Annotated in this window: 11 protein-coding genes and 1 tRNA gene; 5 read left to right on the top strand and 7 right to left on the bottom strand. The window is 36.3% G+C overall.

The window, feature by feature from the left end; translation table 11 throughout:
- Positions 1-90: 90 nt before the first annotated feature.
- Positions 91-1,119, bottom strand: a complete 1,029-nt coding sequence (locus tag DDF69_RS19065; protein ID WP_114822167.1) for a LacI family DNA-binding transcriptional regulator — start codon at positions 1,117-1,119, stop codon at positions 91-93.
- Between the two features lie 230 nt (positions 1,120-1,349).
- Positions 1,350-2,375, bottom strand: coding sequence for an NAD(P)-dependent alcohol dehydrogenase (locus DDF69_RS19060; protein ID WP_114822166.1), 1,026 nt, complete (start codon positions 2,373-2,375; stop codon positions 1,350-1,352).
- A 1,122-nt stretch (positions 2,376-3,497) separates the two neighbouring features.
- Here DDF69_RS19060 and DDF69_RS19055 point away from each other — a divergent pair.
- From DDF69_RS19055 to DDF69_RS19045, 4 genes are all read left to right on the top strand, one after another.
- Complete coding sequence (locus tag DDF69_RS19055) at positions 3,498-4,220, top strand: T9SS type A sorting domain-containing protein (protein WP_114822165.1); 723 nt, start codon at positions 3,498-3,500, stop codon at positions 4,218-4,220.
- A gap of 222 nt (positions 4,221-4,442) precedes the next feature.
- Positions 4,443-7,412, top strand: coding sequence for a response regulator (locus tag DDF69_RS19050; protein ID WP_228412046.1), 2,970 nt, complete (start codon positions 4,443-4,445; stop codon positions 7,410-7,412).
- Between the two features lie 281 nt (positions 7,413-7,693).
- Positions 7,694-7,852 (top strand): hypothetical protein, encoded by a 159-nt coding sequence (locus tag DDF69_RS22145; protein WP_162800968.1) that lies wholly within the window; start codon positions 7,694-7,696, stop codon positions 7,850-7,852.
- A 125-nt stretch (positions 7,853-7,977) separates the two neighbouring features.
- A complete protein-coding gene (locus DDF69_RS19045; RefSeq protein WP_114822164.1) occupies positions 7,978-9,471 on the top strand; it encodes a hypothetical protein in 1,494 nt (497 codons plus the stop codon).
- 161 nt (positions 9,472-9,632) lie between these two features.
- Here DDF69_RS19045 and DDF69_RS19040 read toward each other — a convergent pair whose 3' ends face one another.
- The 3 genes from DDF69_RS19040 to DDF69_RS19030 form a co-directional block, all read right to left on the bottom strand.
- Complete coding sequence (locus tag DDF69_RS19040) at positions 9,633-9,944, bottom strand: hypothetical protein (protein ID WP_114822163.1); 312 nt, start codon at positions 9,942-9,944, stop codon at positions 9,633-9,635.
- 276 nt (positions 9,945-10,220) lie between these two features.
- Positions 10,221-10,292: transfer RNA gene (locus DDF69_RS19035), tRNA-Arg, on the bottom strand.
- Positions 10,293-10,846: 554 nt separating this feature from the next.
- Positions 10,847-11,953 (bottom strand): epoxide hydrolase family protein, encoded by a 1,107-nt coding sequence (locus DDF69_RS19030; protein WP_114822162.1) that lies wholly within the window; start codon positions 11,951-11,953, stop codon positions 10,847-10,849.
- A 346-nt stretch (positions 11,954-12,299) separates the two neighbouring features.
- Between DDF69_RS19030 and DDF69_RS19025 the strand changes: the two genes are divergently transcribed.
- Positions 12,300-12,953, top strand: coding sequence for an NAD(P)-dependent oxidoreductase (locus tag DDF69_RS19025; RefSeq protein WP_114822161.1), 654 nt, complete (start codon positions 12,300-12,302; stop codon positions 12,951-12,953).
- 141 nt (positions 12,954-13,094) lie between these two features.
- Here the strand turns inward: DDF69_RS19025 and DDF69_RS19020 are convergent, their stop codons facing one another.
- Complete coding sequence (locus tag DDF69_RS19020) at positions 13,095-13,862, bottom strand: methyltransferase domain-containing protein (RefSeq protein ID WP_114822160.1); 768 nt, start codon at positions 13,860-13,862, stop codon at positions 13,095-13,097.
- Between the two features lie 89 nt (positions 13,863-13,951).
- Positions 13,952-16,744: an excinuclease ABC subunit UvrA gene (gene uvrA / locus DDF69_RS19015; RefSeq protein ID WP_114822189.1), complete on the bottom strand. Its 2,793-nt coding sequence runs from the start codon at positions 16,742-16,744 to the stop codon at positions 13,952-13,954.
- Positions 16,745-17,345: the final 601 nt, after the last annotated feature.

Genomic DNA, 17,345 nt, shown 5'->3' with positions numbered 1-17,345 from the left:
TTAGCCAAAACTTATAAATAGAATATATTTTAGATTGTTCCTTCGTCAGAATGACAAACAGGCTGTTGATGGCTTACGTAAACAGAAATACTATTTTCTCTTAGAAGACTTCCTGATATAAAGCTGTGGTGTAAGCACTACCTTTTTCTCAATAGAAACTCCGGAACCGTTTTCTTTGACGCTTTCTAAAAATACCTGTCCCGCCATTTTTCCCATCAATACAGGCGTCTGGTCAACAGAACTGATCGGAAGTTCCATAAATTGGGTAAAAGGCTCGTTGGAAAATCCGATGATAGCTACTTCCTGAGGGATTTTGATGTTTCGTTTCTTCAATTCCTGGCAGGCACCTAACGCGGCAAAATCACTGGACGAAAATATAGCATCAGGAACAGATTTTTTACTCCACAGTTTTTTGATGGCCTCCGTACCTTCTTCAATAGAACTGCCTGTAAAAATGATATTATCCTCTTTTACAGGAAGGTGATGATCTGCTAAAGCCTGTTTATACCCGTTAAGACGGTTCTGATAAATTTCAAGATTAAGATCTCCTGCAAAATGGCATATATTTTTATAACCTTCCTTGATAAGATGCTCCGTAGCCAAGTAGCCCCCACGATAATCATCAATAGTCACTGTGCTGATCCCTGAAATATCTTTTTTACGGTCAAAAAAGATAACTGGTGTATTGGAAGTATCTATAATGCTTTGGATATGGCTGATGTCTGTTGTTGTTTTGGAAACAGACATAAAAATACCATCTACCTGTGCATTCAGCAACGTATTAAGTTGTCTTTTTTCAATATTTACATCTTCGTGGCTCTGACAGATGATCACATGATAGCCGAGTGGGGAAAGTTCTTCCTCAATTCCTCTGATCACCGATGAAAAGAAATTCGTATTGATATACGGAACAATGATTCCTACGTTTTTGGTTTCACCGCTTTTTAAAGCTTTGGCAAGGTTGTTCTGCTTATAATTCATTTCCTTGGCCGTTTTGCGAACCAGCTCTTTTGTAGCCTCGCTTATTCGCGGGTGGTCATTCAATGCTCTTGAAACAGTTGCCACACTTACGTTGAGCTTATTGGAAATATCATAGATTGTGGCACTTTTCTTATTCATACTGATTTTTTCTGAGCGTTTTTATGAGGTCTGAACAGCAGACGTTATTGACGTAAATTTAATCAAATTATAGCTATTTGAAAGGAAAAAGATGCATTTTAAATTCCTTTTTTGCATATTTCAGATCTGTTCTGGTTTAATTGGATTTAAATATCTGATTGAGTGAATACTAGGTAATAGAAAAGCCGAAAGTAAAACTACTTCCGGCTGTATATTCTATTTTCATTTTATTATGGAATCAAAACAGCTCTTCCTTTGATCTTTCCGTTTCTCATTCGGTCATAAACTTCATTGGCCTGATCCAGATTATATTTTTCAATTTCAATATGAATTTTTTTCTGTCTTGCCAATCCTACCACTTCCATAAGTTCAACTCTTGATCCCCAATAAGGATTCGTCATGCTTACTCCAAATGGAAGTCCGGACATGCTGTACTGATAATGGCCGCCACCCAATCCAACAATAGTAAGATCACCATCCAGACTCACAATTTTAGTTCCAAGTTCAATGGTGGATGTTGCTCCTACAAAATCAATGACCACTTTAGCTTTTTTAATGCCTGTAATTTTCTGAATCTGCTTCGCAGCATCGGCATCTTTTGAGTTGACAGTAAATGTAGCTCCCAATTCTTTGGCAAAAGCCAGTTTTTCATCCGTTACATCACAGGCAATGATGGTACTGCCACTGATTTCTTTAAGGATCTGCAGAGCAACATGTCCAAGTCCTCCTACACCAATTACTACAACGTATTCATCAGGGGTTAATTTAGACAACGATCTTTTAATCGCAGAGTAAGGAGTAAGAGCTGCATCAGTAAGCGGAGCGGCAATCACAGGATCCAGATCATAAATAGGAACCAATAATCTTGAAGAAGGTACAAGCATATACTCGGCCATCCCTCCGTCTAATCCCAAACCACCTCCATAAGCCATTTCAGACTGATGGTCACAATAGTTTTCTTTAGATTGCTGACAGGGCTTACAATGGCCGCATCCCCACGGGCCATACACCAAAACAGCATCTCCTTTTTTATATCCTTTCACATCCGGGCCTGCTTCTTCGATCCAGCCGGCGTTTTCATGCCCTAATGTGAATACTGAACCTCCTACAGTTCCTTCATCAATAATATGAAGATCTGAATGGCAAACCCCTGCTCCTCCAATTTTTAATAAGACTTCATCACCTTTAGGACTGGGTTTTTCCATATCATTGACTACACGGACATCTTTGTGTCCGAAAAAACGTACTGCTTTCATAATTGATTATTTTAAACTTATACCTTAAAAATACGAAAAATGATTCTAAATATCGATTGATTTCTATTATAATAAACTAATATATGTCAGTGAATTAAGGAGTATATTTTGATGTCATTCGCTTGAGAATTGTTAAATTAAAAAAACTTCTAATCATTTTATAACGGCATATGATTCAGATCATATCCGATGGAGTGAACACTTAATTATATTTGAGCATTGAAAATTTCATATTTCTGACAAATTACAGTATAACCTCTCAGTGATTCGGGAGGTTTTTTTTGTGGGGAAATTGAAAAGGTATTTTTCTATAATGTATTGATTATAATTTTTTAAGTATCAGTCTTATTCTCCTATTTCATACATTCCACCAATCCACTACAGAAGATTTCAACACTTTATTTTTATTGATCTAATAGCAGCGGAAGCAAAATCAGAAAAAAGTTTCAGAATTACAAATGACAATGTTATCGGTTAAAACAAACCAAAATCAAAGTTCAACAATATAGATCCACTTCAATATTGAAAAATATGACAAACAAAATCTACACAAATGCAATTTTATATCTACAGGATTGTTTTGTTACTTCATTAATGATCACTGTAGATTTGCTACATCATAAGAAGTACTGTAAACACTCACAGCTTATGTCTGATCATTTCAATGTATGATATTCTGGAAAGCTTATAGATCAGTTTGATTCTGATCTTAAGTAAGGAGATCTGAAGCGAGGAGTATCATCAATTACTTTTCAGCAAAACGATGGCTTTAAAACAAATGTTGAACTCGATTTAATCATTTAAAATTAATCGATCCGATAATAAAAAATAACATTTTTTCATGTTAATTCATTTGGTTGTATCCCCGGAGAGATCCGGGGATTTTTTTGTTGTAAAGTCTTGCCAATGCTTCAATAATACTTTGTTGATGTACTGTACCACCTAAATATATCCTAAATAATTTGATAAAAAGCACCATTAAAATCTACAGAGCTACAATTTATATCTACAGAATTGTTTCGTTATTAGCTGATTTGTCATTGTAGATTTGCCCCATCATAAAAGGTACCTGATGAAACGCACTGTTTATTAATTGATAAATCAATTAAAAATTATCTCAGAATGAAAAAAACGTATTTTCTACTTCTTTTAGCATTTTCATGTTTAAGCTTTGGGCAAACTAACAATACCTGTTCAACGGCCACCCAAGTCTTGCAATTGCCTTATACCTTTGATCAGACAGACGGGGTAACATCTCCAAATGATGGATTTGTAACTGCTTGTACAGGTGGAATGAATGATGGACTTTGGTATTCTTTTACAGGTGATGGAGGTTATGTAAGTATTAAAGCCACTACTATCTCAGATTGGAATCATCAGATTGGGATATATACAGGGAGTTGTACTGATCTGGTATGCAGTGGAACAGCAAATAGAGAAGTAAAAGGCGTGGGAAAAGTTGAAACACTTACCATTTCTACTGTGCCGAAAACCATCTATTATGTAAATGTTGGTCAATACGATGGGTATTATGATCATGCAGAAGGGAATTTCACCATTGAAATTACTAGAGAAGCTTCATTGGCAACCAGTGAGACTTCAGGTTCAAAAGCAAACAACTCTGTTAAATTATATCCCAATCCATTCAAAGATGTTTTACATATTTCTGATATCACAAATATAAAGTCAGTGTTGATTTATGATATGTCAGGGAAGCTGATTAAAACTATAGACAAGCCTGATTCTGTTCTTTATTTAGGAGAGTTAAAGCAAGGAACATATTTAATTACGTTGCACAAAAAAGATGGCTCCAAACAAACGTTGAAAGCGATTAAAATAATTTAATAGTAATGTCTGTTAATACAAAATAGCATATTTTTATGTTATAATTGATTTGATTTTATCCCCGGAGAGATCCGGGGATTTTTTATAGCTTGTGGCAAAAATCAATGATGAAAGTGGCCATAGTGTACTCCTATTCAAATATCTCCTGACAAATTTCTAAATTAATTTGTTAATATTATAAAATGACCTATTTTTAGTATTTTATTGCCAAAATACGATTAAATGCCAAAAAAAATTATAAGAAATCTCAAAATTGGAGTAGTGATTTCTTTGATGCTTCTGATTGCTAGTTCCATAGCATCTTATATCAGCATCCATAAGCAGATGGAGAATAGGAAAGACTTATTAAAAAATAAGGAATCTATAAGCTTAGCAAAAGATATCTTAAGCACTCTTTTAAATGCTGAAACGGGAAACCGGGGCTATCAGCTTACCGGAAGAGAAAATTTTCTTGAACCTTTCAATAAAAGCAGGAGTGAATATCCGATGCTTGTTTCTGATAGAGGTAGACTTCATCTTAGAGATAAAGACCAGATTAATGTTCTCAATGAATTGCTGCATATTTCAGAAATGATGATGAAGGAATACGCATTGCTTATTGAGAATCGTAAAAAAGGAATAGTGATGAGTCCGGAAGAACTTGTACAAAACAAGGAGGCTATGGACAGATGCCGCACGCTTGTTCAGAAATTTGTAAAACAGGAGGAGGCTCAACTTGCCATAAAAAATGAAGATCTGAACAAGTCTTCCGAGTTGACCGTGTTGTTCATCGTCTTTTCTGCAATGGCCGCCATTGGGGTAACTATTTTTGTTTATATACAACTAAAATCTGACCTTATCCGTCGTGGGAAGTTGGAAAAAGATCTGTTTAACACTAAGGAAATGCTTGAGGAAACAAGCTTAGTAGCCCAAGTGGGAGGTTGGGAAGCCAATATGAAGACCGGAAAGCTCTTCTGGTCTCAAAGTACAAGAGAAATTCACAAACTGAAAGATGATTTCGAGCCGACTTTCGACAGTGCCCTTGAATTTTACAAAGGGAAGAGCGGAGAGAGAATAAAATACCTTTTTAACAGGGCAATACAACAAGGAATTACTTTTGATGAGGAGCTCCAGCTTTTGCGTAATGATGGCGTAATGATCTGGGTAAGAGTAAAAGGGATTCCCGAATTTGAAGGTGATAGCTGCAAAAGGGTTTTCGGAATCATTCAGGACATCGATGCTTTCAAAAAGATGTTTCTGGAGGTTACCCGGAAGGAGGCTATCATGCAGTCTTTTGCCACTGATGTTCCTGTTCCTTTGGCTATGTTTGATAAAGACCTTAACTATGTTGCTGTAAGCAACAGGTGGAAAGAGGAATTTAGTATGAATAATGTAGATCTTATTGGTCATAATCTTTTCACGATATCCACTAATATTCCTAAAGAAAGAAAAGAGATTTATGACAATGCGCTGTTGGGAAAAACGTATATCAACGGTGACTATACGCTAAAGGTAGAAGGAAAAGAACAAATTCAGCATTATGACCTTAAAGTCGGTCCATGGTATCTTACAAAAGATGAAGTAGGGGGAGTAATTATTTCCATACAGAATATTACAAATGCTGTAAAGATAAATGAAGAACTGAAAAATGCCAAAGAAACAGCAGATATAGCCAGCAAAGCAAAATCCGAATTTCTTGCCAATATGAGTCATGAGATCAGGACTCCTTTAAACGGAGTCATTGGTTTTTCAGACCTTCTCCTCACGACACCATTGAATGAAATACAGATGCAATATCTGAATTATATCAATGAATCAGGGGAAAATCTGCTCAGCATCATCAATGATATATTGGATTTTTCTAAAATAGAATCCGGAAAAATGGAACTTTTGATTGAAAAATGTGATGTTTATGATATGTTGAGTCAGGTTATCAATGTTATCATTTATCAATCCCAGAAAAAAAACATTGAACTTCTTCTCAATATTGAACCGGGTCTTCCAAAAATACTTTTTATAGATGAAGCAAGGTTAAAACAGATCTTAATCAATCTTCTTGGGAATGCTGTGAAATTCACAGAAAAGGGAGAGATCGAGCTAAAAGTAGAGAAATTACGCATGGATGATAATACTGTTACTTTGCGTTTCTCAGTTAGAGATACAGGGATCGGAATCCCTGTTGAAAAACAGAAATACATTTTTGACGCCTTTACGCAGGAAAACAGTTCCATCAGTAAACAATATGGTGGCACGGGTCTGGGGCTTACTATTTCGAACAATATCCTTGGATATATGGGAAGCCATTTGTCCTTGAGCAGCACAAAGGAAAAAGGTTCTGTATTTTTCTTTGACATTGAGATTCCTTACGAAATCTCTCAATTGAAAGAGGAGGATGAAATTACTATTAAAACAGCTCTGGTGGTTGATGATAATGAAACCAACAGGATCATTCTTGAGCACATGCTTAGCTATAAGAATATCAAATCCACCCTGGCTTCAAATGGGATGGAAGCATTGGAAATCTTGTTGAAAGGAGAACGGTTCGATGTGATTCTGATGGATTACCATATGCCTCTGATGTCCGGATTGGAAACAATTGATAAAATGACAGGGCTATTCAATCAGCGAAAAGAGACTGCTCCATTTATAATACTTTCTTCTTCTTCTGAAGAACTGAGCATATTTACCTCGGTGAGGAAAATACAAAATGCACATTTATTGTTGAAACCTATCAAATCACATGAACTGTACAAAACCTTAAAAAAAGTAGATCGAAGTTATACCGTAGAAATTAGTAAGGATCAGTCTGAAAAAGTTTCGCATTTAATTGCCCCGGAATTAGAAGTGCTTTTGGTTGATGATAATGTTGTGAATATGGTCCTGAATAATAGAATGGTGAAGGCTATTGCTCCCGGTATACAACTAACGGAAGCGGTCAATGGGCTGCAGGCTTTGGAGGAATGCAGGAAAAAGCAGTTTTCCATTATTTTGATGGATGTGCAGATGCCGATAATGAGCGGTATTGAGGCAACACAAAATATCAGAATGCTGCTGGGATATGAACATATACCTATCATCGGCGTTACAGCCGGAAATGTTCTCGGCGAAAAAGAAAAGTGCCTTGAAGCAGGAATGAATGATTTTCTTCCCAAACCTGTAAGAAAGGCAGACCTTATTGAAGTACTCAAAAAATATATTAGTGTCCAGAATTGATGAAAAAATAGTGCCCGATTTCTTTTGTTAATTAGATGACAATATATTTTGAATGTAGTCATGATATTATTTAATTAATAAAAAGCAGCTACCTAAGACTTTTATGATTCGCGTCATAAGAAGATTTTTATTATTTCACCATATTTGGAATAATAAAACTATCCATGAAATAAGGACAACATAAAAATTTGTGAAACTAAAAATTACCAAAGATTATGATAGACTTATTTTCACTAAAAGGCAAAAGGAAGGACATTGTCATAATGTACTTTAAGAAAAAGATGTATAGACTGATCGATAAAGGCAGATGGATTACAGTTATGATCTACAAATGGTATAAAACGATGACCATATCCTGTTTGGTTTCCAATGATCTGGTTTGTTTAATTATTGTCAGAACCAGGATTACGCCGTTTTACGAAAAGTATACAGTACTGTAGACTCTTATTGATTTACTGATTCTTACTTAGGATACCACTTGGATAACACAAAATTAGTGTTATCCCGGTGAACCGTATCCATGAACATCCACTGTTACAACACCAAAACACCAAAATCTTTTAATATGAAAACGCAAACAATTTCTTTTACAGGAAAACTTTTTATTGTGTTAATGGCTTTCCTTACTGTATTTTTAGTTAGAGGGCAGGTTGGGATCAATACAACAACTCCTCACCCTAGCTCTATTTTAGATCTTAATTCCACAACCCGCGGACTTCTGCCTCCCCGTCTGACAACATCTCAGAGGATTGCAATTGTTTCGCCTGCGGATGGATTAATCGTGTACGATACTACTCTCAAATTGCTTTATTATTATGCTGCTAATACTGCAGCGTGGTATCCTGTTGGAACTAATACCTCCGAAAGATTAAATTTTAAACTCATAAAGTCTACTGATGTTTTAGCTACGGTACTCGCAGCGGAGCTAAGTGCAGGAGGAGGGGCAAAGTACCTTTTGAATGCTGATACATTATATGAAATTAATGGACAGATAGTTTTTGACAAACCGATAGAGCTTAATAATGCTTATATACATGGGCTTGATACGAATAATGATATTATTGTCAGGACCACCGGAAATATTTTTGAAGGATCTACAGGTGGCAGTATTAAGAGCGTTACCCTTAGTGCAGCATCCGGAAATGTTTTTAATATATCAGGTACTGCTACCCAGAACCTTATCTTCAGAGATAGTGTAGTAGCAAACTCGAGCAGTGTGGGAATCATTTCCGGGCTTGGACTGGTGTTTCTTAGTATTATCCAGTTTGTTGGAAACAGCAATGGTATTACCTATAACAATATCGGGCAGCTTCTTCTCAGCAATATGGGATGGGCGGCTAATAATTCAGGGACCTATGAAAAGCTTACGGGAACTTTTACATCGGTTGAAAAACAGGGAGGATTCAGCCAGGTCAATGGCTCTGCCATCGGTTTTGATGTGTCAACAAGCGGACTTACCATTACAGGAGATGCGGTGATAGAATCCGTTGTATTTACAGGAACCAATACAGCAGGATATGTAAAGCCTTATACTATAGGAACGTATTCAGGATATAATTTTAATAATAGCTGGACGGTAAGAGCAGCAGGACTTCCTACTGAAGCGGATACTAATGCAGTCGGAGATTTTTCAGTAGATTATACGGTGGGGACGGGAATAGGTGTAAGCTTTAACAGTTCTAATCCCAGCAATATTGTAAAAATCGGTACTGCTTCATCTGTTTCTACTTCTTCAAATCTTTTCAGATTTACTACGGATGGGGTTCCTAACAGACTAAAGTACGTTGGGAAAAAGAAAAGGATTTTCCAGGTAACAGGTTCTGTGTCATTCCAGGTGCCTGCAGCCGGAACTTATATTATCTATATCGCAAAAAACGGAACTGCAATCAGCCAGTATAAAGTATATGGACGAGGAGCTGCTATAAATGATATTGTGGTAGTACCTATCAACGGTACAACCGAATTATCCACCAACGATTATATTGAAATATTTGCACAACGTTATACAGGGATAACAGGGGATATCGTAGTACCTAATATGACAATAACAATTAAATAATTGTATTATTTTCTGAACTTAATGATATACACCATTTAGAGGGTTAAAAAATATAACCGCACGGTTAAAAATGTAATTCTTTTTGAATGGTTCAGCATAACCGATATAAAAAACATTTTTTATATCGGTTATGCTATGTAAACGTAATTGTATTCCAATTCCTATTTGTTTACATTTCGGGATTTTCCGTGCAGGTTATGTGCACTGTCTGAAACTGCAGCATTGATATTGCCCGTACCATTACCCGTATTATTATTACTGGTTTTTCTTCCTCCGACGTGAGTCTTTGTATTAATACTGTCATTGCTTGTTGTAATGCTTTGAGTATCCCCGCCTGTTGAAACTGCAGTATCTGAGTGATTTTTCTGGGAGTAGGCGGAGTCGTTAACAGACACATTATTTGTTGTCTCTTTTTTTGTACAGGCCGAAATAATAAAACCTGCTGCTGTTATTGATAAAACTAATTTTTTCATAAAATATTGTATTGGTGAATGAGTCGAAAATCAAATTTCGAAATTTAACATTAGTAATGATATGAGCATGATCATAATAGTACAGATCTTGAAGATGGATTTGAACTGATAATAAAAAGACATTAATATATTTAGTAGAGAGTGTAAGCAGATGCCACAACTTAAAGGTACCACATGTACTGTGTAAAAGTTATACATGTTCCTGGAAAAATGGTTAAATGACCATGATGATTTTAAATAATAAACAGGCAGTCAGATTGTGACGGACAGCATTTGTGGCCCCGCCGGGAATCGAACCTGGATCTAAAGTTTAGGAAACTTCTATTCTATCCATTGAACTACGGGGTCTGGTTTGAATCATAAAATTACAAATTTTAAATGCAGCAAAAGTGTTGGATGTACGTATTATTGCACAGAGAATCAGAGGTACTTGAGACAATTTTTTTGAGGCGTTTGAATAAGTGTAATTTTCAGAAAGCTTTATTTAAAAGGGTATATGGATAAAAGAATCTGCCCTTTAGAGGCAGATCCAGTAGATAAATACATCTCATTTTTTTAATTAGACAACAATAAAAAGCACAGCCGACAATGCTGTGCTTAAATTTTTATTTCAAATTTAATTGCAATTTCAAGAGTAGTAAGAAAAGCAAATAAAGTTTCCACTTCGATGTTTATTACATAGTAAATGTAGTAATTATTTTAATACGAAATATGAATTAAATGTTAAAATTCACAAGTTATCCACAAAAAAATGTGAATAACTTGTGGAGCTTTCTGAAATTACTGTTCAGAAAGATATTTTAAGACAAAATCATTCAGCGTTCTTTCCTCTTCACATGTCACTTTTTTATTCATATTTCCATCAATAGTCATATAATATTTCTTCATGAAAAACTATTCCATCATACAGAATAAAAGAATGATCTCAGTTCATCTGCAAATAGATGAGGTAATTCCAATGCGGCAAAGTGTCCTCCTTCACTCATCTTTTTAAAGCTGGTGATATTCACAAAACGTTCTGCCCATTCTTTGGGAAACTGTGCCTCACGGGGAAATACAAGCACTCCTGCAGGAACATTGCTCTTCTGATGAACCTGCGTTCCGCTCCATAAAGCGGCTGCATCTTCCTTATACATCCTGGCAGAAGAGCCTATGGTTTGGGTCACCCAATAAATCATAATATTGGTGAGTAACTCATCTTTACCGCCAAATGCCGTTTCAATCATTTCAGGTGGTGCACCTGCATTGATAAAACTTATGATCCAGCCTGCCAATCCGACAGGAGAATCGTTGAGCCCATAAGCCAGCGATTGAGGTTTGGTAGACTGTACCATGGCGTAAGCTCCTTCACTGTACCACCAGCGCTGGACAAACTGAGCAAATGCCTGTTCATCTTCGCTCATTGTGGCAGGGTCTTCCTGACCGGTGGGGTAGCCAACATCTGTAAGGTGAACAGCTTCCAGGGCTTCAGGATATTTTGAAGTCAATGCCTTTACGACTCCCATTCCGATATCTCCTCCCGCAGCACAGAATTTTTCATAGCCAAGCACTTCAGTCATCAGTTTTTTCCATAGATCTGCCACCTTCTCACTGCTGACCGCTGTTTTATCAGAAAAACCAAACCCCGGAATGGAAGGAATAACAAGATCAAAGCTTTGTTCACCTTCTGTAAGCAGTGGAATAATTTTATGAAAGCGGTAATAGCTGTCTGGCCAGCCATGCGTAAGGATCAGCGGTTTAGGATTTGAGCCTTTTCCTCTGATGTATTGAAAATGAATTAAAATTCCGTCAATCCTGGTTATATACTGTGGATGCTGATTCAATTGCTGTTCGTGCATCTTCCAGTCGTAATCATTGATCCAGTATTGGACAAGTTTTTTCAGGTAGGCCTCGTTGGTTCCGTAGTTCCAGCCGGAGCCTTCAGGTTCTCCCGGCCAGCGGGTATTTTGCAGACGGTTTTTGAGATCAGTGATAACCGATTCAGGGATGTTTACTGTAAAGGGTTCCATATTATGATATTTTATTGGTGTAAAGCGGATCGGGTGGAATGTATTGATAATAAGTTAGTTATCAAAGTTATAAACTTTCTCTTTTAATATATGTTGTCAAAATCATAAATTTTTGATTTTTTAATGATGAAAAATAGGTAACTTTAATTCATTAAAATCTCGTAATACATATTACAATGAGTCAGGTATACTTTTAAACCTGAACATCTTAGGTTCAATTTTCTGAACCCAATATCTTTATTATATCATATCTAAAAGCAAAGACAATACGTCATTTGCAGTATCTACAGTCATCAGCGGTTGATCTGCTATTGATTATTGATAATTAATAATTAAAAAAATCATTATGAAAACCTATAAAATTGCTGTAATCGGCGGAACCGGAAAATCCGGACAATATCTGGTAAAAAACCTTCTTGAGAAAGGATATCATCTTAAACTTTTATTAAGACATCCCGAGAATTTTACCCTTCAAAATCCATTAATTGAAGTAGTAAAAGGAGATGTCAGGGATGAAGCAGCCATCCATACTTTGATTGAAGGAACTGATCTTGTAATGAGTACTTTAGGACAGCCAAAAGGTGAGAAGTCTATATTCAGCGATGCTGCAAAAAATATCATCAAAACAATGAATCATTATGGGATTAAGCGTTATATTGTAACCACTGGTCTAAGTGTAAATACACCGTTAGATCATAAAAATGAAAAGGTAAAGATGGCTACAGACTGGATGTACCAGAACTATCCTGAGACGACAACTGATAAACAAAAAGAATATGAACATCTTCAGGAAAGCAATCTTGACTGGACTTTGGTAAGATTACCACTCATTCATCTTACAGAGGACAATTTTCTAACGGAAACAAACCTCACAGACTGCAAAGGTGAAGGAATCAGTGCTGCTGATCTTGCGGAATTTTTGGCTTCTCAGGTTCAAGATTCTGAGTATATCAGGAAAAGTCCGTTTTTGTATAATGTGAAAGAGTCACTATTTTATTAATAAACAGAAACAGCTGTCACAATTTTGTCATTCTGAATGAAACGAAGTGTAATGAAGAATCTCATATCATTGGTTATTAATGAGATTCTTCCTTCGTCAGAATGACAATTGTGGCAGTTTTTTATTGGGTGTTAAGATTTTCTATTTCTTACGTCCATACATCAGAATACGCTTGAATGCATAGATAGCCGGATATTTCGTAAACCTTTTTGCGATACGCGATTTAAATTCGGAGATAAACTGTTCTTTCTGTTCTCCTTCCAGACGCTCTAAATAAGGCAATAATGCGGTTCCTGAAATAAACTCATATAAGGCTTCGTGATCATCTGCAATGATAGGATAAACCTTCTGAAATATTTCAATATCCTGAATTCCGTTATCAAATAATATCTGGGCATAATCGTCCATTGAAAGCACTGGTGAATCACGGTTAAAATGATTTAACTGTGACTTGTAAGGCTCCTCATCTGCCATTTCTGTTAAAATCTGATTGAGGATATTTTCTTTCTGGACGGGCATTTGTATGGCTAACTGTCCATTCCGTGAAAGTAATCCAATGATTTTAGGAAATAAAATTTCGTGATCATCAGCCCATTGTAATGCGGCATTACTAAAGACAAGATCCCATTTCTGATCAGACTGCGCTGTTTCTTCAATGCTCTGAAGCTTAAAGTGTAAATGATCGTTTTCATATTTCCTCGATTTTTCAAGCATTTCTGCTGATGAATCAATTCCTAAGAATGTAGAGCCTGTGAGTTTTTCCGTAAGAATAGAAGTCTGTTCTCCGGTTCCACAACCTAAGTCAATAGCTTTAATATTGTTTTCGGGCTTGATTAACGCTGCTAAATCATAAAAGGGTTTGTAACGTACATCTTTGTATTGATCATATAATTCGGGATTCCAGGGCATAAATAATAATTTTGTAATGGGTTGATAAGTTGAATAAAGATAAGTAATCTCAATAAAAAACCGACCGTTTTTAAAACAGCCGGTAGTATTTATTGTTCCAGTTTTTCTTTGATGTATTTTGCCGTATAAGACTTTTTATTTTTAGTCAGATCTTCGGGTGTCCCTGCAAATACAACCTCGCCGCCGTGTTTTCCGGCTTCCGGGCCGATATCGATAATATAATCGGCACATTTGATGATGTCAGGCTGATGCTCAATAACAATCACCGAATGTCCGAGATCAATCAACGCCTGTAATGACTTCAGTAATTTCTGAATATCGTGGAAGTGAAGCCCCGTGGAAGGTTCATCAAAAATGAATAAGGTTTTATCTGTTGTTACCCCTTTTACAAGGAATGAAGCCAGTTTCACACGCTGTGCCTCACCTCCGGAAAGGGTAGAAGAGCTTTGTCCCAGCTGTAAATAACCTAAACCTACTTCCTGCAAAGGTCTCAGTTTCGTTACGATCTTTTCTTCATTATTATCTTTAAAGAACTCCAATGCTTCATCTACTGTCATATGAAGAATGTCAGAGATGTTTTTCTCATCAAATCGTACTTCAAGGATTTCATTTTTGAATCGTGTTCCTTTACAAACTTCACATTCAAGCTCAATGTCTGCCATAAACTGCATGGAAACGTTAATCACCCCTTCTCCTTTACATTCATCACATCTACCGCCATCCACGTTGAAAGAGAAATGTTTAGGTTTATAACCCATCATTTTGGCTACTTTCTGTTTGGCAAAAAGATCACGGATATCGTCGTAAGCCTTTAGATAGGTGACAGGGTTTGAACGGGATGATTTTCCAATCGGATTCTGATCAATCAATTCAATATTTTTGATCAGTTTCTTAGGGAATTCTACAGAATCATAGTCACCTTTTTTACCTCCCATTCCAAGCTGGATCTGGATGTCATTGGTAAGGATCTCTTTCATCAAAGTAGACTTTCCACTTCCTGAAACTCCGGAAATGACTACGAGACTTTCCAAAGGAACGTCTACATCTATATTTTTAAGGTTATTCTGACGCGCACCTTTAATGTGAATCCATTCTTTTCCTTTTCTTCTTTTTTGCGGAACTTCAATTTCAAGCCTTCCAGTAAGATATTCTGAAGTAAGGGTGTTGGCTTTTTTCAAGTCTTTATAATCACCCGCAAATACCAGTTCACCTCCAAGATAACCTGCTTCCGGGCCAATATCAATAATATAGTCTGCCGCTCTCATCACATCCTCGTCATGTTCTACTACAATAACGGTATTTCCAAGATCACGAAGGTTTTTCAATACTTCGATCAGGTTTTCTGTATCTTTAGAATGAAGTCCGATAGAAGGTTCATCCAGAATATAAATAGAACCTACCAAAGAACTTCCCAAACTGGTTGCTAAGTTAATTCTCTGACTTTCTCCCCCTGAAAGGGTATTGGATGTTCTGTTTAAGGTTAAATACCCTAAACCAACTTTTAATAAAAATTCAAGGCGGGTGGTGATTTCGTAGATCAGTCTTTTGGCGACTTCTTTGTCGTGGTCTGAAAGTTTTAATCCATTGATCACCGGAGCAAGTTCATCCAAAGGAAGTTCAATCATCGACTGGATATTGTGTCCGTCTACTTTTACCCAGCTTGTTTCTTCACGCAGTCTCAATCCTTCACACGTAGGACAAAGGGTTTTTCCTCTGTAACGGGAAAGCATTACTCTGTACTGGATTTTGTATAGGTTTTCTTCAAGCATTTTGAAGAAATTATTGATGCAAGGGAAACTGTTCTTTCCATCACCTCTCCAAAGGAAGTTTTTCTGTTCTTTGGTTAGCTGATGGTAAGGTTTGTGAATCGGGAAGTCACCTGCTTTTTTGATGAAATCCTTTTTCCATTCGCTCATGGTTTCTCCTCTCCAGCAGACAACGGCATCTTCGTAAACAGACAACGTTTTATTAGGAACTACAAGATCTTCATCAATTCCGATTACTTTTCCATATCCTTCACATGCCGGACATGCTCCGTACGGGTTATTAAAGCTGAAAAAATGAACGTTGGGTTCAAGGAACTCCATGCCGTCCAGCTCAAATTTATTGGAGAATTCTTTTACTTTGTCAGTATCTGTATTCTTTAGTGAACAATAGCCGCGACCTTCATAGAATGCCATTTGAATAGAGTCCGCAAGTCTCTGTAAAAAACTTTCGTCTTCTTCGTAGGAAAAACGATCGATGACAAGATTGATGGTCATTCCCTTTTCAGGAGTGAAACCAAAGCTTTCCAGATCTTCAATTCCCGCAACGTTTCCATTAATTTCAAGCCTTGTGAAACCTGCCAGTTTTAAAACATTTAAGGTTTCTTTGAAATTGTCAACATCATATTCCAGTGGAGCGGTCAATAGAAAAGAAGTATCCTTTTTAGACGCTTTAATAAAGTCAATCACATCAGAAACGGAATCTTTTTTCACTTCTTCTCCGGAAACCGGTGAAAAAGTTTTACCAATCCTCGCAAATAAAAGCTTCATATAATCGTAGATCTCTGTAGAAGTTCCCACAGTAGAACGCGGATTGGAAGAAATGACTTTCTGCTGAATGGCAATAGAGGGGGCGAGTCCTTTGATATCATCTACTTTTGGTTTTTCTAATTTTCCCAAAAACTGACGGGCATAAGAACTTAAACTTTCAACATACCTTCTCTGTCCTTCTGCATAAATAGTATCAAAGGCCAAAGAAGATTTTCCACTTCCTGAAACCCCTGTAATAACAATCAGTTTGTTCTTCGGAATCAGGACATCTATATGTTTCAGATTGTTAAGATGTGCATTCTTAACGAAAATCTGTTTTTTTATATCTATTTCTGCTGTATTAGCCATATTTTGTTTATTCATAAAAGTAACTGTAAAGCATTAAAACTTTCAGTATAATGGTGTTTTGCCTAAGAATCTTTCCAGGCTGTCATCAATTGAACTTTTACATAAATTCTGAATTCATCTGATATTTTGTCATCACATTCCCAAAGAATGCCCACAAAATTACTGCTGAAAAAAGAATGTTTTCATCGTAAAATTAAGACCCACAAAATTACGAAATTTTAGCGAAAAATTTACGCTTATCTTATTGTTAAAAATTGTTATTATCAACAAGAAATCAGAAGACAAAAAGAGAAATAGGTCCGTTGATACATGATAAAAAAGAGTATTTTTTGTGGACTTAATGTTGTTTTACGGTTTATTTTACAGTGTTTTATATAATTTTTTAAAATATATTGTGTTTTTTTGTTTAACTATTGTTTTATGTTATAAAATTAGTTAAAATTGTACCCGTAAATATGTAATATAGAAATGAGAAAATTATTCAGAGATCTAGTTACACATTTAATGAGAAAAAGATAGAATTACTCCCTCACACAGATGCAGCATTACGTTGCATCTTTTTTTATGACAACTATCATTTGCCTGTCTTGGTGAACTCCCT

The organism is Chryseobacterium sp. KLBC 52 (genome assembly GCF_003347605.1).
Taxonomy (GTDB): Bacteria; Bacteroidota; Bacteroidia; order Flavobacteriales; family Weeksellaceae; genus Chryseobacterium.
The sequence above is the reverse complement of the archived record's forward strand: the minus strand, read 5'-3'. Positions and strand labels throughout refer to the sequence as shown.